Annotated in this window: 23 protein-coding genes, 1 other RNA gene and 1 pseudogene; 15 read left to right on the top strand and 10 right to left on the bottom strand. The window is 47.0% G+C overall.

Features of this window, described 5'->3' with window-relative positions; all coding sequences use genetic code 11:
• Positions 1 to 16 precede the first annotated feature (16 nt).
• From BUB43_RS00495 to BUB43_RS00485, 3 genes are read left to right on the top strand one after another with little or no spacing between them, the layout of a single operon-like run.
• Positions 17 to 622, top strand: coding sequence for a LemA family protein (locus tag BUB43_RS00495; RefSeq protein WP_073177951.1), 606 nt, complete (start codon positions 17 to 19; stop codon positions 620 to 622).
• The gene (locus BUB43_RS00490; protein ID WP_073177293.1) at positions 622 to 1,071 is read left to right on the top strand and encodes a TPM domain-containing protein; all 450 of its coding nucleotides are present in this window, start codon (positions 622 to 624) and stop codon (positions 1,069 to 1,071) included. The genes BUB43_RS00495 and BUB43_RS00490 overlap by 1 nt, the downstream gene beginning before the upstream one ends.
• A complete protein-coding gene (locus BUB43_RS00485) occupies positions 1,052 to 1,864 on the top strand; it encodes a TPM domain-containing protein (protein WP_073177291.1) in 813 nt (270 codons plus the stop codon). The genes BUB43_RS00490 and BUB43_RS00485 overlap by 20 nt, the downstream gene beginning before the upstream one ends.
• 19 nt (positions 1,865 to 1,883) lie before the next feature.
• Here BUB43_RS00485 and BUB43_RS00480 read toward each other — a convergent pair whose 3' ends face one another.
• Entirely contained in the window at positions 1,884 to 2,312 is a 429-nt protein-coding gene (locus tag BUB43_RS00480; protein WP_073177288.1) for a hypothetical protein, read from the bottom strand.
• Between the two features lie 36 nt (positions 2,313 to 2,348).
• Positions 2,349 to 3,338 (bottom strand): hypothetical protein, encoded by a 990-nt coding sequence (locus tag BUB43_RS00475; RefSeq protein ID WP_143154003.1) that lies wholly within the window; start codon positions 3,336 to 3,338, stop codon positions 2,349 to 2,351.
• Between the two features lie 369 nt (positions 3,339 to 3,707).
• Between BUB43_RS00475 and BUB43_RS00470 the strand changes: the two genes are divergently transcribed.
• The gene (locus BUB43_RS00470; RefSeq protein ID WP_073177283.1) at positions 3,708 to 4,514 is read left to right on the top strand and encodes a helix-turn-helix domain-containing protein; all 807 of its coding nucleotides are present in this window, start codon (positions 3,708 to 3,710) and stop codon (positions 4,512 to 4,514) included.
• Positions 4,515 to 4,597: 83 nt separating this feature from the next.
• Complete coding sequence (locus tag BUB43_RS00465) at positions 4,598 to 4,975, top strand: VOC family protein (RefSeq protein ID WP_073177280.1); 378 nt, start codon at positions 4,598 to 4,600, stop codon at positions 4,973 to 4,975.
• 5 nt (positions 4,976 to 4,980) lie between these two features.
• Here the strand turns inward: BUB43_RS00465 and BUB43_RS00460 are convergent.
• The 4 genes and pseudogenes from BUB43_RS00460 to BUB43_RS00445 form a co-directional block, all read right to left on the bottom strand.
• Positions 4,981 to 5,701, bottom strand: a pseudogene (locus BUB43_RS00460) (VIT1/CCC1 transporter family protein).
• A gap of 11 nt (positions 5,702 to 5,712) precedes the next feature.
• A complete protein-coding gene (locus BUB43_RS00455) occupies positions 5,713 to 6,846 on the bottom strand; it encodes an efflux RND transporter periplasmic adaptor subunit (RefSeq protein WP_073177949.1) in 1,134 nt (377 codons plus the stop codon).
• A gap of 24 nt (positions 6,847 to 6,870) precedes the next feature.
• Positions 6,871 to 8,097: a TolC family protein gene (locus BUB43_RS00450; protein WP_073177279.1), complete on the bottom strand. Its 1,227-nt coding sequence runs from the start codon at positions 8,095 to 8,097 to the stop codon at positions 6,871 to 6,873.
• Positions 8,094 to 11,279 (bottom strand): efflux RND transporter permease subunit, encoded by a 3,186-nt coding sequence (locus BUB43_RS00445; RefSeq protein WP_073177277.1) that lies wholly within the window; start codon positions 11,277 to 11,279, stop codon positions 8,094 to 8,096. The genes BUB43_RS00450 and BUB43_RS00445 overlap by 4 nt, the downstream gene beginning before the upstream one ends.
• A gap of 119 nt (positions 11,280 to 11,398) precedes the next feature.
• Between BUB43_RS00445 and BUB43_RS11200 the strand changes: the two genes are divergently transcribed.
• On the top strand, positions 11,399 to 11,563 hold the full coding sequence (locus BUB43_RS11200; RefSeq protein WP_159430211.1) for a hypothetical protein: 165 nt from the start codon (positions 11,399 to 11,401) through the stop codon (positions 11,561 to 11,563).
• Here the strand turns inward: BUB43_RS11200 and BUB43_RS00435 are convergent.
• Complete coding sequence (locus BUB43_RS00435) at positions 11,541 to 11,924, bottom strand: hypothetical protein (protein ID WP_073177274.1); 384 nt, start codon at positions 11,922 to 11,924, stop codon at positions 11,541 to 11,543. The genes BUB43_RS11200 and BUB43_RS00435 overlap by 23 nt on opposite strands.
• A 48-nt stretch (positions 11,925 to 11,972) precedes the next feature.
• Positions 11,973 to 12,377, bottom strand: a complete 405-nt coding sequence (locus BUB43_RS00430) for a DUF6640 family protein (RefSeq protein ID WP_159430210.1) — start codon at positions 12,375 to 12,377, stop codon at positions 11,973 to 11,975.
• 441 nt (positions 12,378 to 12,818) lie between these two features.
• Between BUB43_RS00430 and BUB43_RS00425 the strand changes: the two genes are divergently transcribed.
• Complete coding sequence (locus tag BUB43_RS00425; RefSeq protein WP_143154002.1) at positions 12,819 to 13,073, top strand: hypothetical protein; 255 nt, start codon at positions 12,819 to 12,821, stop codon at positions 13,071 to 13,073.
• 104 nt (positions 13,074 to 13,177) lie between these two features.
• Here the strand turns inward: BUB43_RS00425 and ssrA are convergent.
• Positions 13,178 to 13,575: a transfer-messenger RNA gene (ssrA, locus tag BUB43_RS00420) on the bottom strand.
• A gap of 146 nt (positions 13,576 to 13,721) precedes the next feature.
• On the opposite strand from ssrA, the gene BUB43_RS00415 reads away from it, so the two are divergent.
• From BUB43_RS00415 to rplL, 8 genes are all read left to right on the top strand, one after another.
• Complete coding sequence (locus BUB43_RS00415) at positions 13,722 to 14,777, top strand: T9SS type A sorting domain-containing protein (RefSeq protein ID WP_143154001.1); 1,056 nt, start codon at positions 13,722 to 13,724, stop codon at positions 14,775 to 14,777.
• A 21-nt stretch (positions 14,778 to 14,798) separates the two neighbouring features.
• Positions 14,799 to 15,440, top strand: coding sequence for a T9SS type A sorting domain-containing protein (locus tag BUB43_RS00410; protein WP_073177269.1), 642 nt, complete (start codon positions 14,799 to 14,801; stop codon positions 15,438 to 15,440).
• 9 nt (positions 15,441 to 15,449) lie between these two features.
• Entirely contained in the window at positions 15,450 to 16,067 is a 618-nt protein-coding gene (locus tag BUB43_RS00405; RefSeq protein ID WP_073177267.1) for a T9SS type A sorting domain-containing protein, read from the top strand.
• Positions 16,068 to 16,157: 90 nt separating this feature from the next.
• Positions 16,158 to 17,480, top strand: a complete 1,323-nt coding sequence (locus BUB43_RS00400) for a Y-family DNA polymerase (protein WP_260200429.1) — start codon at positions 16,158 to 16,160, stop codon at positions 17,478 to 17,480.
• Positions 17,481 to 17,675: 195 nt separating this feature from the next.
• Complete coding sequence (gene rplK / locus BUB43_RS00395; RefSeq protein ID WP_073177264.1) at positions 17,676 to 18,122, top strand: 50S ribosomal protein L11; 447 nt, start codon at positions 17,676 to 17,678, stop codon at positions 18,120 to 18,122.
• An 11-nt stretch (positions 18,123 to 18,133) separates the two neighbouring features.
• Positions 18,134 to 18,826, top strand: coding sequence for a 50S ribosomal protein L1 (rplA, locus tag BUB43_RS00390; protein ID WP_073177262.1), 693 nt, complete (start codon positions 18,134 to 18,136; stop codon positions 18,824 to 18,826).
• Positions 18,827 to 18,836: 10 nt separating this feature from the next.
• Positions 18,837 to 19,358: a 50S ribosomal protein L10 gene (gene rplJ, locus BUB43_RS00385; RefSeq protein WP_073177260.1), complete on the top strand. Its 522-nt coding sequence runs from the start codon at positions 18,837 to 18,839 to the stop codon at positions 19,356 to 19,358.
• Positions 19,359 to 19,404: 46 nt separating this feature from the next.
• Entirely contained in the window at positions 19,405 to 19,791 is a 387-nt protein-coding gene (gene rplL / locus BUB43_RS00380; protein ID WP_073177258.1) for a 50S ribosomal protein L7/L12, read from the top strand.
• Between the two features lie 212 nt (positions 19,792 to 20,003).
• On the opposite strand, the gene BUB43_RS00375 is transcribed toward rplL, so the two are convergent.
• Positions 20,004 to 20,633, bottom strand: coding sequence for a hypothetical protein (locus BUB43_RS00375; protein WP_143154000.1), 630 nt, complete (start codon positions 20,631 to 20,633; stop codon positions 20,004 to 20,006).
• Between the last annotated feature and the right edge of the window lie 7 nt (positions 20,634 to 20,640).

Raw genomic sequence — 20,640 nt, 5'->3', positions numbered from 1 at the left:
TTTTATAAAAAATACTATGAGAAACAGAGGCTGTATGAGCGCGGGCACCATCGGCATAGCGCTGCTGGTAATCGGCGGGATTCTTTTTATGTGGGCTAAGAATGGCTACAATACTTTCGTGACGAAGGAGCAGAATGTAAACTCCAAATGGAGTAATGTGGAGACTGTATATCAAAAACGCGCGAACCTGATCCCCAACCTGGAGAGGGCTGTCAAATCCTACTCCCAGTTTGAGCAGGAGACACTTACCAATGTAATAGAAGCCCGCTCCAGAGCGACTTCCGTGACCGTGGACCCTACGAATATGACTGAGCAGGATATGGCGAGATTTCAGGCGGCGCAGGGGCAGCTCACGGGAGCCCTCAGCAGGCTGATGGCGGTGGTAGAGCAGTACCCCAACCTGAAAGCCGACCAGCAGTACATCAACTTCCAGCGGGAATATACCGCCATTGAAAACAGCATCCGTACGGAAACGGTGTACTACAACGAGGCGGCACAGGATTATAATACTACCATCAGCACATTCCCAAACAACATCCTGGCGAATTTTACCAATAAAAGGGAGAAGCCGTACTTTAAGGCTGCAGCAGGTGCAGAAACTGCTCCGGAAGTTTTTAAATAATTATGACGGAGTATTTATCTGACGAAGAAATGGCCTCCCTCGTGGAGGCTATTCAGGTAGCGGAAGGCCACACCTCCGGAGAGATCCGTATCCACATAGACAACACCACAGACGAAATCACCGACGAGCCGAGGGATAATGCCAAAGTGGCTTATGCTGCCTTTCAGCGGCTGGGGATGGACAAAACCGCAGAGCGCAACGGCGTGCTTTTCCATGTGAATTTCGAGCAGCGGTACCTTACCATCATCGGGGACGAGGGCATCCACCGAGAAGTGCATCAGAGCTTCTGGGACCGGCTGCACGATGAGATTACGGCAGAGTTTCAGCGGGGCAATTATTTCTCTGCCCTCAGGGATGCCGTGCTGGTGACCGGCAAGGAACTGAAGAAATTCTTTCCTTCCGAAGAAAATAATATCAATGAACTCCCGGATGAGATTACATTTTCATAAAATCCTTTTACTTTTATCTTTTTTCTTCAGCGGGTTCTGTGCCTTTGCTCAGTACCGCATTCCCGAAAAGCCCGCGGTCCTCTATCCCGTGTACGATGAGGCGGGCATCCTGAGCCCCGAGGAGCGGCAGGCATTGAACAGAAAGCTTATTGCCTTTGCAGATTCTACCTCTACTCAGATCGAGGTCATCATCATCCCTTCCACAAAAGGCGAGGATGTGAATTTCCTCGCCACAATGTTCGGGCAGAAATGGCAGATAGGGCAGAAGGGCGTGGATAACGGCGTGGTGTTTCTCATAGCCACGGAAGACCGCACGATGAGCATCCAGCAAGGCAGGGCAGTGGAGCAGTACCTCACGGCATCCGTAGCTGGGCAGATTCTCGATTATATCGTGACGCCGCATTTCCGGCAGGGCAATTATTACGAGGGCATCAATCGGGGGACTTCCGCGATTATGGAGGCGGTGCAGGGGAAATTCAGCCCGAAAGCAAAACAGCCCGGGCCCGAAGCTTTCGATCTTGTGCGCTTCCTCCTTACCTTGTTTATCATTCTCATCATCCTGCGCATACTGTTCGGCGGAGGAGGCGGAGGCAGGGGATACCGCCGCGGTGACGATGTGATTCTTTCGCGGCGCGGCAGGCGTGTGGTTACCGGTGGCTTCTTCCCGTATCCGCCTATGGGTGGGGGTTTTGGCGGTGGCTCTTTCGGGCGCGGCGGCGGCTCCTTTGGCGGCTTTGGCGGCTTCGGAGGAGGGGGAAGCTTCGGTGGCGGAGGTGCCTCGGGGAGCTGGTAATGTTCTGAATTTTAAGGTTTTAAATTCCTAATTTATCTCTGCAGGTTTTATAAAGTGCGGTCAGCTCTTCCGCTGATTCCTTGGAAGTTTCCAGCGTCTGCTCACCGTCCGGAATCAGCTCCGGATTGCTGTTTTCGTTCAGGTGCTGCCTATAGCGGAAGCGCTTTTCCTTCGCCTGATTTAGTTGGCCGTTAAAATAAAACTCATATTCCGACTGCCCGGTTTCTCCGTAAATTTCCGCCTTAATCAGCGAGTCCGCATAGGCATTATTTCTCAGCAAAGCAATCTGCGCACCCTCCACCGATAGATCCAGCGCCTCCACCTTTTTTACCAGCTCAAAACTTTCAGCATTCTGGCTGTCCGCCTTATCTTCCACCTTTCCGGAATTTTTTGATTCACAGGAAATTACTAAAGCAATCATCAGCACGGGAAATATTCTTCGGAACATAATTAGTCTAAGATTTGAAGTTTGAGACTGGTAAATTTAAAACTTTTGGCAGAACGCCCCTACCTGACTATTCAAACTCCCGTAGCTCACCACCTTGACTTCCAGCGGAACTTCGCGGAATTTTTCAAGGCTGATGTTGATGGCATCCAGAATCCAGCAAGTTTCGTTTCCGAAAACGCCGCCACCAACTAATGTCAGGAAAAGTTTGGGCGATTTCGCGCGCCGCCAGTTTTCCACCGCTGCATAAAATGTGGCCTCGTATGCGGCTTCCAATATCAGCCGAGAGAATGCCTCAAATGCCGATGAATCCCCGAAATAATGATAGCCCACCGGCAATGCCGAACAGTAAACCTGCGACACCGTATGTCCGCTTTCCGCCGCCGTAACTTCCGTATTCCACTGTATGCCCACCTTCAGTTGCGCCTTCAGATTTTCGCGTTCCTCACCTGTTAAATCCGCCAGCCGTCCATTAAGGGTTGCCAAGCCCTCCTCGGAAAACATCGCGTAGCCGTTCCGAATCTCCCAAAGTGAATCGCCGTCATTCCCCAGGATCCTGCCTATTTCCTCCAGGCAATCAATCTGATTATCAGCACTTTGCCCAATCCTACCGTTCAGCGGCACGAAGTAGTTCCGGTAAATCGTTCCCGCGCCACAGGCAATGGCGCAGGCAGGCCCCTGAGTCTTATCGTTTTCGTAGCCGTCAACTCCGGCTTCCGGCGTGATGCCCGGGCCCGCCATTTCCAGCAGGTTAAATTGCGATGCCGCCTGAAATACCGCGTTTTCATTGGCGATATCCTTGTGCAGCGCCATCGCATCCCCCACGACTTCCTCCAGCTGTATCTTCCCTTCGAAATCCGAAAGCGGTGTCCTCTCACGCAATTCCTGCAGCGTGGGGATTTCCAGCCTTCCACAGCGCAAGCTTCTGCCGTTTATCGCGGAAGTCAAAAACTCGCCTTCCAGCGCAATATTCTCCAGCACATTCTCCGCCGATATTTCCTGGAAGCCCACCAGATCCTGAAACCACACGATATTTTAATTTATTGTTAAAATCTGCCGTATAATTACGAAATTTTCCCTTCACTTACCGAAGGAAATCCCGTATTAATCTTCATCCGGCTGGAAGAAATTCTGCACTACATCGGCATCGTACAGCGGCGTCATTTCGGCGGGCTGGTAAACCTCGTCATTAATCTCGCTGCAGTTCTCCGCCGCTTCATCAAATCGGATTACCTTGATTTCCGCCGTATTGAAGCTGATGAAGTCACGCGGTGTTCCTGTTCCGGAAACTTTTTCTGCGCATTCTTTTACTTGAAATCTCGGTAGAATTCGGAGTGCTAAATTTACGGCAATCTATGCTCCGTTCCTCAGCAATTTCCTACCTTCACTGATAATTTTATGAACACCTTCTCTGTCATCCGAAATTTCTATGCACCGCAGCAGCCAGTTTCCGGCAGCAACGATGCCGTTGTTTATGAGGAGTACCCTCCTGCAAGGCATTTGCAGCACGCCGTCTTTTGCTATTGGGAACTTTATTCGGAAAAACCGCTTGCTGAGGATTATGTGTACAGAGTGGTTGCCGACGGCTGCACCGATGTGTATTTCAACAGGATAAACCCTGCGGAAAGCTACACGATGGGCTTCTGCCGAAGGTTTGTGCAGTTCAATTTAGGCAGAAAATTTCGGTATTTCGGGATACGCTTTCTGCCGTCTTTTTTCTCGCAAATGTTCCGGATTAATGCCAGGCAACTGCATAATTCCGAAGTGGAATTACGGCACATCCTTCCGGATTTCGCAACTTTTATTTCAAACATCCCACCGGAATTGCATTCTGATAAGGTCATAAATTCACTTGACGATTTTCTAAAAAAGAAACTGCAGAATATTGATTTTGTAGAAGACCAGCGATTTTACAACGCACTGGCCATGATTTTAAAATCCGGCGGCAACATTAAAATTGGCGACATTGACACCGGATTGAGCGAGCGGCAACTGAGGCGGTATTTTGAATATTACATTGGTGCTTCGCCGAAAATCTTCAGTCAGGTGGTCCGGCTGCAAACGATACTCAGGCAGCAGCTTTCATCTTCTGGTTTGCAGCGCAGGAATATATTTTTTGATGAAAGCTACCACGACCAGGCGCATTTTATAAAAGAGTTCAAAACTTTTTACGGCATCACGCCGGGCGAAGCATTTTCAAAATAAAAGAATGTCCGTTTTTTACAATTTCCGGTGAGGGAATATTTTGAATTTTGCGGCATTAAATCACCCATAAAATTTTTACCACAATGCAACTGAAACCGGGAATTATTACGCAGAATTTAGAGGAATCGAAAATGTTTTACACGGAAGTTTTGAATTTTTCCGTAGTGTACGAGGCGGATTTTTTCATCCTGATGAGCACGCCGAACGGACGCTCTGAAATCAGTTTCCTGATGCCGAATCACCCTAGCCAGGATCCGATTTTTCACCCAGCCTACGATGGCAAGGGCATTTACCTGAACATCGAGGTGGACGATGTGGATGCCTACTACCACGAGCTTAAGCAAAAAGGCGTGGAAATCTATCTGGACATCCGCGATGAACCTTGGGGCGAAAGGCATTTCGTGATAATGGACACGAACAATGTGCCGATTGATTTCACGACCTACACCGCTGCAGAATAAATCTCTCAACTCACATTCACGCCAAAGAGATAGCCCACCAAGGCAGACAAAATCATCGCCACCGTTCCCCAAATCGTGATGCGGATGATGGCCTTCGGAACGCTTGAGCCGCCTGTTTTCGCGGAAATCACGCCGAGAATGATGAGGAATAAAATCGTGAAGCCGTAAAGCCAGTATTCCATACTTTGCACCGGTGCGAAAAGCGTGACGAGCAGTGGCATAATGCCGCCGCAACTAAAGGCTGCGCCGGAAGCAAAGGCCGCCTGCATAGGATTGGACTGGCTGGTTTCCGTGATGCCCAGTTCATCACGGATGTGCGCTGCCAAGGCATCTTTTTTCCGTAAGCTCTCTTGCCACCGTCATCGCTATTTCCCGCTTCAGTCCGCGCTTTTGGTAAATCTGCGTCAGCATTTCCAGTTCTTCTGCGGGCATTTCCTGCAGCTCCTGCCTTTCGCGCTCAATGTCGGCCTTTTCAATGTCTGTCTGCGAACTTACGGACACATATTCACCAGCAGCCATCGAGATGACACCAGCCACCAGACCCGCTGTAGTGGCAAGCAGAATCGGCTCTCTGGTCGTGCTTGCAGCGGCAACGCCAATTGCCAAACTGGATAAGGAAATTATCGCATCGTTCGCACCTAAAACCGCCGCACGAAGCCAGTTGGTGCGGTTGATGAAGTGGTTGTCCAGATGATTTTCCAGCATGATATCCTTGTTTTCTTTCATATTTAAAATCTTTACTCTTCCTCATTTTTCAGCGCCATCAGAAGTTGGTAAGCGCCCTTCGTTACAAACTTTTTCGAGGCATTATTCACATCAAAATTCACCAGCTGCGTAAAACCGTTTTCAGAATTTCCGATGGAAACCGGGAACATCCGGTATGTATTCTGCGCCACTTCTTCAAAGATATACTGCCTTCCTTCCCAGCTTACCACCGCATCATCAGGCACCGCAAGGCCCTGGCGCGTATCGGTTTCCACCTCAGCATTCATAAAGGTTCCGGGGATTAATGCCGGGTCTTTTTCCAGAAAATGCGCGTGAATCATCACACTTTTATCCGCATCGAAATCTTTGGAAATCACCTTGATTTCCGCCGGATATTTTTTCTCAGGATTGTCATTGGTAAAGGCGTAAATGCGCTGTCCTACGGAAATTTTGCTCAAATCTTTTTCAAAAACTTTCAGTGCCAGCTGCAGATGCTCGGTGTTCACCACTTCAAACAGAATTTCTGCCGGCGCAGCATATTGCCCAACATTCGTGTTCACCTTAGAAATGTAGCCAGAAATTGGCGACCGTACCGCCATCGTTCTTTGGATGCTTCCCGAAGAAACGCTGTTAGGATTCACACCAATTGCCGAGAGCCTTCCCGCCAAACCCTGCACCGCTATGTTCTGCGTCTGCGCTTCGGTTTGCGCAATTTGTGCCTGTTTTGCAGAAACCGCCTGATGTTTGCTCAGGTAGCTTTGGCGTTCCGCATTCTGCCTTGCCAGGTTATGATTGGCTTTCGCCTGAAGGTAATCCTGCTGCATCTGCACCATTTCAGGATTTTCAATTACGGCAAGGGTTTGCCCGCGTTTTACGAAATTGCCGGGAAGAAAATTTGCGGATTTCACAATGCCGCCCAGCTGAGACGAAACGCTCGCCATACCTTGCGGGGGCACATCTACCGTACCGTTCAGCAGAATTTTGTGTGCAATGTCCTGATTATCAAGCGTTGCCACTTCAATTCCGGCGTTTTTCTTCTGCAATTCCGTGAGCGTTATTTGGTTGCCATCTGAAGAAATGGCAGATTGTTCCTGCGCTTTCTCCTCAGTTTGCTTGCAGGAAAAAAGCGTTGCCAACGCAAGAAACGCTATGATAAAATTTTTCATTTTCATAAATTTTATGGTTAATTTTTATTGATTGTGCAATGCATTCAGCTCGATGATTTTTTCGTTGAGCAGCTTCTGTGCATCGATGTATTTGTTTTTAATTTCCAGCGCCTGATTCACCAAAATGGAATATTCCAGATAATCCGTTTCGCCTTCCTTCAGCAGAAGATTGGCGGTGAACAGAATTTTTTCCGCATTGGCAATGCCCGCCGTTTTGTAATAATCCACTTCCGATTTCAGTTTTTCAAATTCGCCAAAGCTCTGCGCATACTGGTTTTGCAGCTGTTTCAGCCCGATGGCATAGTTATTTTCCGCAATTTGCTGGTTGATTTTCTGGCCTTCAATCACGGATTTCTGCGCACCTGTAAACAGCGGAATCGCCACGCCAATTTGCGCGCTGTGAAAGCGTTTCGAGTAATCGTACTCCTTATTATCCGCACCAGCACCCTTCATCGTCATCGAATTTACGCCAATGCTGAAGCTCGGCAAAAGTTTCGCTTTCTCGGCTTCCAATCTTGCGTTTTCGATATTTTTCTGCTGCTGAAGCTGGCGCAAAACAAAGGAATTTTCACCAAAATTTTCCGGCAACGGCATCAGGTCCTGGCTGAAAAAACTACCGCTTTCATTCGTGAATTTTTCCGAGCCGTTGATCAGATTATTAAATTGAAACAGAAGAATTTCCCTGTCTTTCCTGATGCCGTTTAGCTGCATTTGCGCTTCGCTGCGGTAGGCTTCTGCCGTGGTTTTTTCCAGGATGCTGCTTTCGCCGGCTTTTAGTCTGAGTTCTGCGTTTCGGAAAAAATTACGGTAAATGCTGTCGGCTTGCTGCAGCAGTTTTTCCTTTTCATCGAGGTAATTCAGGTTGTTGTAAATCAGCGCCAGCTCCTTTCTCAGCTGCCATTTCTGAATTTCGAGATGCATCCCTGCATTTTTCCACTCTTCTTCCAGCACCATTTTCTGTGCGTTGTAGAATTTCGGCAGACGGAAAGTTTGCGTGGCGGAAAACCGGTTGTCAAAATAAATGGAATTCATCTGCCCTAATTCTGCGGTAATTTGTAGCGGCTCAATTTCACGGTAAGAACTGCGGATTCTGTCCTGATACTCAATTCTCAACAATCCGTTCTGCAAAGTGAGATTATTCTGAAAAGCCTTATCCACAGCGGTTTCCAGCGAAATGGGAATTTGCGAAAACGCTTGCTGAGCATTTAAAATTATGAAGGCTAAAACATATTTCTTGAACAAATTTTTCATCCGATTTCGTTGTTTGGTGAAACAATTAATTCTTGGTTGGCTTCGGTTTCCGATTTCCGTTCTTTGTTGGGAAAATGCGTCTCGAACCAAATGTACATAATTGGCAGCAGAAACAGCGTGAGAAATGTGGCAAGCATCAAACCGCCGATAACTACCGTGGCCAAAGGCCTTTGCACCTCTGCACCTTCACCCTGCGAAAGTGCCATCGGCAAAAAACCGAGCGATGCTACGAATGCGGTCATCAAAACCGGTCTCAATCTTGTGTTTCCGCCGGCTTTTACCACGGATTTTAAATCGCTGTGGAATTGTTTCTGCCGGTTAAATTCTGCCACCAAGACAATTCCGTTCAAAACCGCAACGCCGAAAAGCGCGATGAAACCTACGCCTGCAGAAATGCTGAAATTCATTCCGCGAAGCCACAGCGCAAAAATGCCGCCGATTGCAGAAAGCGGAATGGCCGTGAAAATTAGCAGGCCGTATTTCACGGAGCGGAAGGCGAAATACAGCATCAGCAAAATGAGCAGCAAACTCACCGGAACTGCGATGCCAAGCCGTGCCTTTGCCTGCTGCAGATTTTCGAAACTGCCGCCGTAACTCACGGAATATCCGGCAGGAAGTTTCAGGTTTTGCTCCACTTCCTTCTGCAAATCTGCCACGGTGGATTGGATGTCACGGTTGCGCACATTGAAGCCCACGATGATTCTGCGCTGCGCATTTTCCCGCTGAATCTGGTTCACGCTTTCCTTCAGCTCCACCTGTGCTACGGCGCTCAGCGGAATTTCGATTCCGGAAGGTGTGGAAATCAGCAGGTTGCTCACATTTTCCAGGTTCTGCCGCTGCTCTTCATCCAGCCTTACCACCAAATCAAATTTCTTCTCGCCTTCGTAAACCGAGCCTGCAGCCTGCCCAGCAAAAGCCGTGTTCACAATGTTGTTCACATCGCCAAGGTTCAGACCATACTGCGAAAGCGCGGCACGATTGTAGGTGATGACAATCTGCGGAATTCCCGAAATTGGCTCTACGAAAATATTTTGTGCGCCTTTTACTTTTTTGGAAATTTCGCCGAGTTTTTCCGCATAAACTTTCAGCGAATCCAGATCTTCGCCGAAAATCTTGCACACCACATCTTGCCTTGCACCGCTCATCAGCTCGTTGAAGCGCATATTTACCGGATATTGGAAGGAATAAGTAACGCCGATGATGTTGCGCTGCAGTTCTTCCGTCATTTTCTCGGCAAGCTCATCGTAAGTTTTCGCGGAAGTCCATTCCTTTCGCGGTTTCAGGATGATCATCATATCGCTGGCATCGATGGGCATAGGATCGGTAGGGATTTCTGAGCTTCCGGTTTTGCCCACGATTTTTTCAATCTCGGGAAATTTTTTCAGCAAAACTTTCTGCGACTGCAAAACGGCTTCGGTTGAAGTTTTGAGATTGCTGCCCGGCAAAACCCTGGTATCCACCGCAAAATCGCCTTCCGGAAGCGTAGGGATAAATTCTCCGCCCAACCTTGACATTACAAAAATGGAAATGCCGAACAATATTGAAACGCCGATAAATACGAGCTTCGGAACTTGCAAAACCTTCGCCAGCCATTTCTCGTAAAGGCTTTCCGCTTTTTCCATCATTTTATCGGAAATGGTTTTTTTGCCGGAAATTTTCCTGGACAAAACCAGCGAGCTCATCACCGGAATGTAGGTGAGCGAAAGGATGAAAGCGCCCAGCAGTGCGAAGATTACGGTTTGCGCCATTGGCTTGAACATCTTACCTTCGATGCCTTCCAGCGTAAGAATCGGCAGGTAAACTATCAGGATGATCATTTGCCCGAACACTGCGGAATTCATCATTTTCGAAGCGGAAGCCTGCACCTCCCTGTCCATTGTTTTCTGCGAAATTTTCTGCTGCGTGATGCCAGGAATTTGGTGGAACCTGTGCAGCACGGCTTCTACGATGATCACGGCGCCATCCACTATCAGCCCAAAATCCAGCGCACCGAGGCTCATCAGATTGCCCGAGACACCGAAGAGGTTCATCATAATAATGGCAAACAGCATCGACAGCGGAATGACGGATGCCACGAGAAAACCGGCGCGGAAATTCCCGAGAAACAGCACCAGCACGAAGACTACAATCAGCGCACCTTCCATCAGGTTTTTCTTCACGGTGCTGATGGCGTTGTTCACCATTTTTGTGCGGTCGAGAAACGGCTCGATGATTACGCCTTCCGGCAGCGTTTTCTGAATTTCTGCAATGCGCGCTTTCACATCGGCTATCACCTGGTTTGAGTTCGCGCCCTTCATCATCATCACCACAGCGCCAGCCACTTCACCTTCACCGTTATAGGTCATCGCACCGTAGCGCACCGCCTTTCCCAGCTGCACTTTGCCGATGTTTTTGATGTAAATCGGCGTGCCGTCGTCCAGGTTTTTGATGACGGTATTTTCAATATCCTGAATGTTGGCAAGCAGGCCTTCCGTTCGGATGAATAGCACACTGGCAGCCTTTTCAATATAGGCACCGCCCGTGTTTTGGTTGTTGGCAGAAAGTGCATCGAACACTTCCGAAATCGTGACGCCCATTGCTTTCAGCGATGCAGGATTTACAGCGACTTCATACTGTTTTAAATCTCCGCCGAAACTTGCCACATCGGCTACACCTTCGGTGCCCAGCAATTGCCGCCGCACAATCCAATCCTGTATGGTGCGCAGTTCCATAGCGTTGTAGCGGTGCTCGTAGCCTTTTTTTGGGCGGATGATGTATTGGTAAATTTCGCCGAGGCCTGTGGAAATCGGTGCCATTGTAGGCGTTCCGAGATTTTGCGGAATTTCCGTGGAAACCTGCTGCAACCGTTCTGCAACCTGCTGCCTTGCAAGGTGAACATTTATTTTTTCATCAAAAACGATGGTAATGACCGACAAACCGAAGCGCGAAAAACTGCGCATTTCCTTTATGCCTTCGATGTTGTTGTTCGCCTGTTCCAGCGGGAAGGTGATGAAGCGCTCTACATCTGGCGCGCCAAGACTTGGCGAAACGGTGATGATTTGCACCTGATTGTCCGTGATGTCGGGCACTGCATCGATGGGCAATTTTGTGGTTTCGTAAATGCCGAACGATATTAGGCCCAAAGTCATCAGGATGATGATGAATTTATTTTTTATGGAAAATTCAATGATTTTATTGAGCATAAGATTTCTTTTAAACAGTTGGTTTTTTCTTGAAAATAATCTGAAGATTTCAAAAGGAAAACCGCTGATTATTTACTGTGATTAATTTCAGAAACACATTCATTCTATCGAAATTTTTATTGACGATAGTGATTAAAAAACCAGAAAAATTTTTAGTTTGGGAAAAAATTCTGCAATGCAATGATGATTTACCAAAAGGCTTATCAGTTCAGGGTTCAGCGCGTTTTATCACTGAAAATATTGCAGAATGGAAAAAAGAAATCAGCCGATGCTTGGCGGCCTGAAAACGGACGAGAGGTATTCATCGGAAAACGGCTCGATGTAGAAGATGCTGTAACTCCTGTCCTGCGGAATGACGGGCTTTGGCAGCAGGCTGAATGCCTTCGCCGGCGGAATGATGGAAGCCGGTGCGAAAGCCAGGTCGTGCACTTTGAAGGGAAGCTTGGTATGGTTTTCAGGGTCGGTATTTTTCCCGTGGCTTTCCAGGTAGTGCATCCTGAGGAACGAGTAGAAAGATGTGCCCGGATCTTCGTGCTTGTGCGTGATGTAGTGCCCTACAAGGTCGGGCAGCTTCAGCAGTTGCCTTGCTTCCGTGAAGGCAAGCAGGTAAACCGACAGGAAAAATATGGCGATAAACTTCCGCATTGCAGGGCAAAGTTATGGAAACTTAAGCACCTGAATGTGAGAATGATTCTAAATTTTTGCGACTAAAAAAATAATTGTGAATATGCAGATAAAAGTAATTATCACTGATATAATGAAATTCGGATGGATAATGGTAAAAATCTTCGGGAAATTTTCAGGGACAATAAATCCGTCCGGTGCGGTGCTCGTGCCCGGCATCAGCAGTGCAGGGATGAACATTCCCCAGAAGCCTAAAAGGCTCAGACCTATTATTAATACAGATAGCTTGGTTCCTTTTTCTCGATAATTGCTCCAGATGCCGACTACAATTAAAATTGAGATCACAAGTGTAGAAAAATACTGCGCAGCCCAGTGAAATCTTGCGTGAGGCGGCCATAAAGGATTGGTCATATGTGTTTCATTCAAGTCCATTACAGAAGTGATGAGCATTGTAAAAACAGAAAGAACCGTCATCGTGAATTTAAAATTTTTACTGAATGGTTGCATTTTAGAGTTCAATTTATTGTGCGTAAATTATATTCCGATTTATCAGGATTTACAATTTAAAGTTTAAGAAATTGGTTAGTCTATGGAATAAACTTAAAATAAATCGAGAGAATTAATTCGGCTTGGACAACTTGAATGTTTAATTTTCAAGTTTACTGAGAAAAATTCTGAAGTTGGACAGTGTTTAAATAATTTTCGGAAATCAATAGCAGGAAACTCTGAGCAGCTTGAGTAATGTAGAAATTCCACTTGAGCAATCATTTGCACCACCAGTGCCAGGCATTATCACTTATGGGAAGCATTATTGCCGCTTTTATATCGATAAGATTCCCGTTATTTTACTATCGTTTTTTTAATAATGTGGTCGTTTTGCAAATAATATAATTCTTAAATTTGAAAAAACAAAAAATGAACGAAGAGATAAAATTTCCGATGATGCTGGACACGGCATTGATGCTTGTTAATGAAATGAGAGCAATAGAAATCAGGAAGCTAGATGATGCAGCTGAGACTGAAAAAGCATTATTAATGACTGAAATCCGAAAGTATGACGCTGAAGAAAAATTATTGTACTACGGAGATGACCATTCTAGGCTTTCAGTGATGGAGAAAATCGATAAACTTTACAGCCCTATCGTGAAAGCAAAATATGAGAGAGTCTGAAATTCGTAATATAGTTTTTTTGTGGACGAAAAAATCAGGAACCAATCATATTAGCCCCTGATTTAATCCCTGACACCAGTTAAACCCCGTATTCATCGTGGTTATTGTGGAGTTGGAGGGATTCGAACCCTCGTCCAAACAGGCAATACGCAAGCTTTCTACACGCTTAGTCTATTCTTATTTTTCGACGAAGTGCAGACAATAGACCGCCAACACTGCGCTTATTTTCTTCGATTTTCGTCTGCCGGCCGAAACCTCCGGCAGCTTATTTCCGCTTTCCTATGCCTCAGAGCCCACCGTCGCAGAAAAGAACTGTGGCGAGACATCCTGTTTCCTTACTGTGCTTCGGGAAAACGCTTATCCTACTGTGCTTCAGATTAAGCAGCAAGAGCAAACTCTTCGTTGCCAGTTAATATTTGCAGCAAGGGATTAAAGAGATCGCGCTGCGGTTCTCTGCGTGCTTACTTACCCATTGGTCCTGCTGTCGAAACCAGTCAACCCCAAAAAGATAGTCTGCAAATATACGAAAATTTTATCTTACGGGCGAGTGCGTCGTTTTTTTTTCATAAAGATTGTTTTTTTTTACTATTGCATATTAATATTATTTTTATAATTTCGCTGAATGAATATCAATCAAATTTTTTAAAAATGAAGAAAATTTACAGTTTGTTAGCAGCCGTTGCTTTATTCTCAATCCAGGCTAAAGCGCAGACGGTAGAGGTCATAGGCTCCGGGTACAGCATGCCGGTGGGCGTATCGGTTCAGTCAGACGGCAAGATTCTCATCGCGGATCAGGAACTTGGTATTCTTCGGATGGATGCCGATGGAAATAATATTGCACCGGTGGGCGCTGGCTTCAAAAATCCTTGGGATGTGGCCTACACGAAGAATGACAAAATAGCCGTGGCAGATTTTAACGGCAATGCCGTGAAAGTGATGAATGCCGACGGGACGAACATCCAGGCCATCGGTTCAGGATTTTCCAACCCGTATTCGATGACGGTGGATGCGCAGAACAGGCTGCTTGTAACTGATAACTTCAACACCCAAGTGAAGCGGATGAATGTGGATGGAAGTAACATCCAAATTCTTCAGGATCAATTCTTTATCCCGAGAAAAACGGCTGTAGAAAAGGACGGGAAAATCCTGGTTTGCAATATGGGCGGCAGCGAGATCCTCCGGATGAATGAAGACGGCTCCGGTATGAGGAAGGTGGGAGATGGCTTCCAGTATCCGTATGGCGTGGCGGTTCAGCCCGATGGCAGGATCATCGTAGCGGATACCTTCAACTCCCAGGTAAAGCGTATGAATGCAGACGGTACCAATATAGAGGTGCTGGGCGAGGGTTTTAGCTATCCCTGCGCCGTAGCCGTAGAGGCAGACGGGAACATCCTGGTGGTGGATTTTGGAAATCAGCTCGTGAAGAGGATAGTGATGAACAAGCTGGGCACCGGCGAAAATTTAAACAAGGAAGCTGCGGCCAGAATTTATCCCAACCCTGCAAAAAATTTCGTAACCGTGGATGCAAAAAATGCGCAGGACGCCAAGCTCGGCATTTACACCCTGGAGGGAAGGCTCGTACGCACGGAAAGCCTGGCAGCCGGCGAGAACAGGGTGGATGTAAGCAAGCTTTCCCGTGGATTGTATCTTATGAAAATTACTTCGGCAGAAGGCACTTCCGTACAGAAACTCATCAAGGATTAACATTTAAAACAGATAACTTTTATGAAAAACCTTTACAAAAAGCTGGCAGCCCTGCTGATGATTTTCGGGGTGGCGGCAATGATGAGCGCACAGAATATGCTGATGACGCTGACCGATACAACGGCAGATCCACAGAAGGACTACACGATTGAAATGGCAAAAACCGGCGAGAAAGACGGGAAGCCGCTGTACGAATTTAATGGTCAGGTAGATGATTACACCTTTATGTTTATGCAGATGGGCTGGGATGGCCAGGAAAACGCGTGGGCTTTTGGCGGCATCGCTGTGCCTCCGAGCGGAAGTTTTAATGTGATCGCTTTTGTAAGCACGGAGAATACGCCATACCCACCAACTGACGGTGCGATGTGGCAAACTGCTGCTGGCGATTTTGTGGTGAAAAAAGGCGTGAACCTTGGCGTTAGCAAGGCTTCCGAAGTTCGTGCGGAAATCTATCCTAACCCTGTGAAAGATGTGCTTTTCGTCCACACTGCGGAAAAAGCTGCTGAAGTTCAGCTATTCACTATGGATGGAAAAGCGGTAAAGTCTCAGAAAACTTCTGACGGAAAAGCGCAGCTGAATGTTAGTGGGCTTTCGAAAGGTGTTTATCTTGTGAAAGTGAAAACGGCAAGCGGAGTTTCCACGAAGAAAATTGTAAAACAATAAAATTGTAAAATGATGAAAAAGCTGATATTTCTTTTTGCGCTGGTTTTTGGGCTGGTAATTTCACAGGCTCAAACCGTGGAAATTACATTGAATAAAAATTCTAAAGACCATACTTTTAAGATGGCTAAAACCAAAACGCAGGCGGACGGCAGCAATTATTTTGAGTTCGGCGGTCAGGCGAATGGTGGTATTTTTCAGGTGAAGCTGTATTATACGAGTTCTTTTGGTGGTGGGTGGTTTCTGGAAGGAGTTGATGGCACTGGCCAGGCTGTAGTTTTTATGAGCCCACAGCCTCAGGCTTCCCCAAACCCACCGAACTATCCTGGCAGCACTTGGAACAAGAGCCCATATACCCAGTACACACTTAAAAAAGTGGTGGTGGAAACTTCGCTGGATGCCGTTGAAGTTAAAAAAGACGCTTTCGCGGTCTACCCAAATCCTGCAAAAGATTTTGTGACGGTTGCTTCGAATGAGAGTGGCATCGCGGAAGTTTATTCGATGGAAGGCAGGCTACTGAAGAAGCACGGTTTGAACGCCGGGAAAAACACGCTGGATGTTTCCGCGCTGCCGAAAGGTACATATATTCTGAATGTAAACGGCAGGGCTCATAAGCTGCTGAAGAAATAATTTTTTTAAAGCCCCCTAAGAGATTTCCGCCTGAAATTATCGGGCGGATTTTTTTTAAAAAAATCAAGCTGAAATTTCTGTGCAATAAAATTGCAGGAAGCCCTTCCGTGGATTAATTTTGTACGGAAACAAAAAATCATGTTCGCGCTCATAGACTGCAATAATTTCTTCGTAAGTTGTGAGAGATGCCTCGATGAAACCCTCATCGGGAAGCCCGTGGTGGTGCTTTCCAACAACGATGGCTGCGTGATTTCCCGCAGCGATGAGGCTAAGCAGCTAGGGATACCGATGGGGGCGCCGTATTTTCAGTATAAAAAAATGATGGAGCGGAACGGGGTAAAGGTTCTTTCCGCAAAATTTGAAATCTATAACCATAAAAGCCAGCAGGTTTCCGACATTATTTCGCGCCTCGTTCCGGATTGCGAGATATACAGCATCGATGAGGTTTTTCTGGATCTGAATTCCTACCGCAGGTTCTTCGATCTGCACAAGATCTGCCTCAATATTCGTGAAGAAATTCTTCTGAAGACCAAAATCCCCACGGGGATCGGCATCGCGCCTACGAAAACCCTGGCAAAGGTGGCGAACCGCATTGCCAAGAAATTTCCTGCCGAATTTGGCGGCATATATCAAATGGAAGGCGCCGAGAAAATAGAGAAAGCACTGAAATGGCTGGCGATAGAGGATGTCTGGGGCATAGGGCGCAGGCTTGCCGTGAAAATGCAGGATTCCGGCGTGCGCACAGCGTTTGACCTGCTGCAGAAACCGGAGCCTTGGGTGCGCAGCGTGATGGGAATCCACGGGATAAGGATGGTGCGGGAACTGCGCGGAGAGCGGCAGCTGGAGCTGGATGACCCCGCGAAAAAGAAATCCATAGCCACCACCCGGAGCTTTATGGAAATGATAAGCGAGCCGGAGGAGCTGGCCGAGCGCATAAAGACATTTGCCTTTATCTGCGCAGAAAAACTCCGCCGGCAAAACAGCTGCTGCCGGGAGATTACGGTATTTATAAAGACCAACCGCTTCCGCCCGGAGCTCGGCGTCTACCAGAACGGCAGAACGCTTCGCCTGAATAACCCCACCAACAGCGCCATCACTCTTGCAAAGGCCGCCGGAGAAATCTTTTCCGAAATTTTTGCAGAAGGCTTTATGTATAAAAAAGCGGGCGTTATCGTCTCAGATTTCGTCCCGGAAAACGAGCGGATTACAAGCCTCTTCGAACAGGACTGGGAGGAGGTGCACCGCCCGGTGATGAAGGCTATGGACAGGATGAATAACAAATATGGAAAGCAAAAAGTACGGCTGGGCTCGCAAAGCGGCAAGTCCCCTTACAACAGGAAAATATTTTCTGAAGAGTATGAAAATTTCCTGAAAAACAATACTCTGAATGAAGCCGCCTACCGTTTTCACTGACGCTGAAACCCCCCGCGATTTGGCAATGTTTTAGTCTGAAAATAAAACTCATCAAAACATTGACATAATATTTTGTCATTCAGAAAATTATTTATACTTTTGCGCTCTCAAATGTTTTGGCGTGAGGTGAGATAAGCGCCAAAGCGTTTAGAATAATGCTTCCGCTTTTTTCATTATTCATTTAAACTAAGAAAGATGGCTAAGAAAGTCTTTAAAATGGTAAAACTCCAGGTAAAGGGTGGCGCCGCCAATCCTTCGCCGCCTGTTGGCCCGGCTCTTGGTTCTGCAGGGGTGAACATTATGGAGTTTTGTAAGCAGTTCAACGGGAGAACGCAGGATAAGCCAGGACAGGTGCTTCCTGTGGTGATCACGGTGTATGAGGACAAATCTTTCGATTTCGTCATCAAAACGCCGCCGGCTGCAGTACAGCTGATGGATGCTGCCAAGGTGAAGGGAGGCTCCGGTGAGCCGAACAGAAACAAGGTGGGCTCCGTAACCTGGGAGCAGGTGCAGAAAATCGCCGAGGATAAAATGAGCGACTTAAACTGCTTTACCCTGGATTCTGCGCTGAGTATGGTAGCAGGTACAGCCCGTTCTATGGGCCTTCGTGTAACAGGAAACAGACCGACAACTAACGCTTAAAACTTACTGAAATGGCAAAACTTACAAAGAAGCAAAAAGAAGTGGCAGGCAAGGTTGAGAAAGGCAGATTCTACACGCTGGAAGAAGGTGCAAACCTTGTGAAGGAGGTGAATACGGCTAAATTTGATGCGTCTGTAGATATCGCGGTGCGCCTTGGCGTAGATCCGCGGAAAGCGAACCAGATGGTGCGCGGCGTGGTTTCCCTTCCGCACGGAACGGGGAAAGATGTGCGCGTTCTTGCTTTGGTAACGCCGGATAAAGAAGCCGAAGCGAAGGAGGCAGGTGCTGATTTCGTGGGGCTGGATGAGTATCTTCAAAAAATAAAGGACGGCTGGACTGATGTGGATGTAATTGTGACGATGCCTGCGGTGATGGGTAAACTGGGGCCGCTGGGTAGAGTTCTAGGGCCAAGAGGCCTGATGCCGAACCCAAAATCCGGAACGGTAACAATGGAAATCGGGAAGGCTGTTTCTGAAGTGAAATCTGGTAAGATTGATTTTAAGGTAGATAAATACGGTATCGTGCACGCTGCCATCGGCAAAGTATCCTTCGATGCAGAGAAGATTAAGGATAATGCGTCTGAGCTGATTGCCACGCTGCAGAGGCTTAAGCCTACGGCTGCGAAAGGCACTTATATGAAATCTATTTACCTGTCATCTACGATGAGCCCGGGTATTGCAATTGATACTAAATCTGTAAACTAAATCTGAAACAATGACCAAGGAAGAAAAAGTAGCGGTAATCCGCGAGATTACGGAATTGCTGCAGAGCACCAATGTGGTGTATGTGGCGGACATCGAAGGTCTTAACGCTGGCGCGTCTTCAGATTTTAGAAGGCAGGCGTTCAAGAACAATATCAAGGTGAAGATGGTGAAGAACACATTGCTGAGAAAGGCAATGGAAAGCATCGAGGACAGAGATTACTCTGAAATGTTCGACACTTTCAAGGGCAACACCGTAATAATGCTGAGCGAGACCGGCAATGCACCGGCGAAAATGGTGAAGGAGCTTAGGAAGAAATCTGAGAAGCCTGTCATCAAAAGTGCCTGGGTGGACAGCGCGGTTTACATCGGCGATCAGGTAGATGAGCTTGCGGCCATCAAGTCTAAGCAGGAATTGCTTGGCGAACTTATCGGCCTGCTTCAGTCGCCTATCAAGAATGTTATGTCTCAGCTTCAATCCGGTGCGAACACGATTACCGGCGTTCTGAAGACACTCGAAAACAAAGAAAATTAACACTCACTCAAAAAAATAATCGTTTAACAACAAAAAGAATTCAAAAATGGCAGATCTTAAAGAACTTGCAGAAAACCTGGTAAACCTTACCGTAAAAGAAGTAAAGGAACTTAGCGACATCCTGAAGGATGAGTATGGCATCGAACCTGCTGCAGCGGCTGTAGCTGTAGCTGCTGGCCCTGGTGCTGGCGGTGGCGATGCTGCTGGCGGTGCTGAGGAGAAAACTGAATTTGATGTAATCCTTAAGGCAGCCGGTGCTTCTAAACTTGCGGTAGTTAAATTGGTGAAAGACCTTACAGGTGTAGGCCTGAAGGAAGCAAAAGACCTTGTGGACGGCGCACCTGCACCAATCAAAACTGGTATTGCAAAAGACGAGGCAGAAGCTCTGAAAAAGCAGCTTGAAGAAGCTGGAGCTGAAGTGGAGTTGAAGTAATTCCTCACCCCTAACCCCTCTCCAAAGGAGAGGGGATTTTTTGGCTTTGGACGGAAGGCTGTATGTCTTTCTGCGGATAAATAAATCAGCATCGGGATTTCCCGGTGCTGATTTTCCATATATATATAAAACCGGAAAACTTTCCCGGTTTCACTTTTGTTTTTTAATGTCCTTTTACTGTACCTTACATCATTTATCTATTCATCACATTTTTAATGAATCCTTTGGATGTAGGTAAATGCGGTTATTGGGCGTATACGGCTTGTGTATCCATTGTTGGTCATTGCTTTGACGCGGTAGATTCTGTCGTATCTATTACCATTAGTGTCATTCCATAGCATAATTATACCATCAAATAGCGTAGAATCTGGAAAATCTATCGCATTAGTAAGATCTGTCCATTGTCCTCGTTTTATCGTCGTCCTTTTTACATCGGCAGATGTCGATCCAAATAATCCAGCGTCGGCACTGTGGAAGTAATAAGTGATGTATCCCTCATCCTCTGGATTATTGCCGCATTTTGATATGTCATCATTTAGCCTTGCTCCTAGCGCACCTACAACTCCCACTTTTGTACTATTTAGCCACGGCCTCCACCCGAGCTGTACGCAATCGTTCCCGGATATAGCTATCCATTCATCAATGTATTGTGGATTGTCCCAAAGATTCCTGCCGGTGCTGAAGCCAGAATCCGGTGTGTAGTATTCTTCTTCAGGTGCTACGAAGCCATCCAGATAACCAAGATTGCCGCTGTTATCAGTTACCACAGTTCTGGAGGGGTCATAATTTGTAGTTTGCTCCTGCGCTCCGGCGTATATCTTACCGTTCTTGTTGTTAGGCAAGCTACGG

It is taken from the genome of Cruoricaptor ignavus (assembly GCF_900141665.1).
Lineage (GTDB): Bacteria > Bacteroidota > Bacteroidia > Flavobacteriales > Weeksellaceae > Cruoricaptor > Cruoricaptor ignavus.
The sequence above is the reverse complement of the archived record's forward strand: the minus strand, read 5'-3'. Positions and strand labels throughout refer to the sequence as shown.

Bases quoted from the DNA above. Each gene is read 5' to 3' on its own strand.
- BUB43_RS00495 (WP_073177951.1), top strand. From the start codon at position 17: ATGAGAAACAGAGGCTGTATGAGCGCGGGCACCATCGGCATAGCGCTG.
- BUB43_RS00485 (WP_073177291.1), top strand. From the start codon at position 1,052: ATGAGATTACATTTTCATAAAATCCTTTTACTTTTATCTTTTTTCTTC.
- BUB43_RS00480 (WP_073177288.1), bottom strand. From the start codon at position 2,312: ATGTTCCGAAGAATATTTCCCGTGCTGATGATTGCTTTAGTAATTTCC.
- BUB43_RS00470 (WP_073177283.1), top strand. From the start codon at position 3,708: ATGAACACCTTCTCTGTCATCCGAAATTTCTATGCACCGCAGCAGCCA.
- BUB43_RS00465 (WP_073177280.1), top strand. From the start codon at position 4,598: ATGCAACTGAAACCGGGAATTATTACGCAGAATTTAGAGGAATCGAAA.
- BUB43_RS00455 (WP_073177949.1), bottom strand. From the start codon at position 6,846: ATGAAAAATTTTATCATAGCGTTTCTTGCGTTGGCAACGCTTTTTTCC.
- BUB43_RS00450 (WP_073177279.1), bottom strand. From the start codon at position 8,097: ATGAAAAATTTGTTCAAGAAATATGTTTTAGCCTTCATAATTTTAAAT.
- BUB43_RS00445 (WP_073177277.1), bottom strand. From the start codon at position 11,279: ATGCTCAATAAAATCATTGAATTTTCCATAAAAAATAAATTCATCATC.
- BUB43_RS00435 (WP_073177274.1), bottom strand. From the start codon at position 11,924: ATGCGGAAGTTTATCGCCATATTTTTCCTGTCGGTTTACCTGCTTGCC.
- BUB43_RS00430 (WP_159430210.1), bottom strand. From the start codon at position 12,377: ATGACGGTTCTTTCTGTTTTTACAATGCTCATCACTTCTGTAATGGAC.
- BUB43_RS00425 (WP_143154002.1), top strand. From the start codon at position 12,819: ATGAACGAAGAGATAAAATTTCCGATGATGCTGGACACGGCATTGATG.
- BUB43_RS00415 (WP_143154001.1), top strand. From the start codon at position 13,722: ATGAAGAAAATTTACAGTTTGTTAGCAGCCGTTGCTTTATTCTCAATC.
- BUB43_RS00410 (WP_073177269.1), top strand. From the start codon at position 14,799: ATGAAAAACCTTTACAAAAAGCTGGCAGCCCTGCTGATGATTTTCGGG.
- BUB43_RS00405 (WP_073177267.1), top strand. From the start codon at position 15,450: ATGATGAAAAAGCTGATATTTCTTTTTGCGCTGGTTTTTGGGCTGGTA.
- rplK (WP_073177264.1), top strand. From the start codon at position 17,676: ATGGCTAAGAAAGTCTTTAAAATGGTAAAACTCCAGGTAAAGGGTGGC.
- rplA (WP_073177262.1), top strand. From the start codon at position 18,134: ATGGCAAAACTTACAAAGAAGCAAAAAGAAGTGGCAGGCAAGGTTGAG.
- rplJ (WP_073177260.1), top strand. From the start codon at position 18,837: ATGACCAAGGAAGAAAAAGTAGCGGTAATCCGCGAGATTACGGAATTG.
- rplL (WP_073177258.1), top strand. From the start codon at position 19,405: ATGGCAGATCTTAAAGAACTTGCAGAAAACCTGGTAAACCTTACCGTA.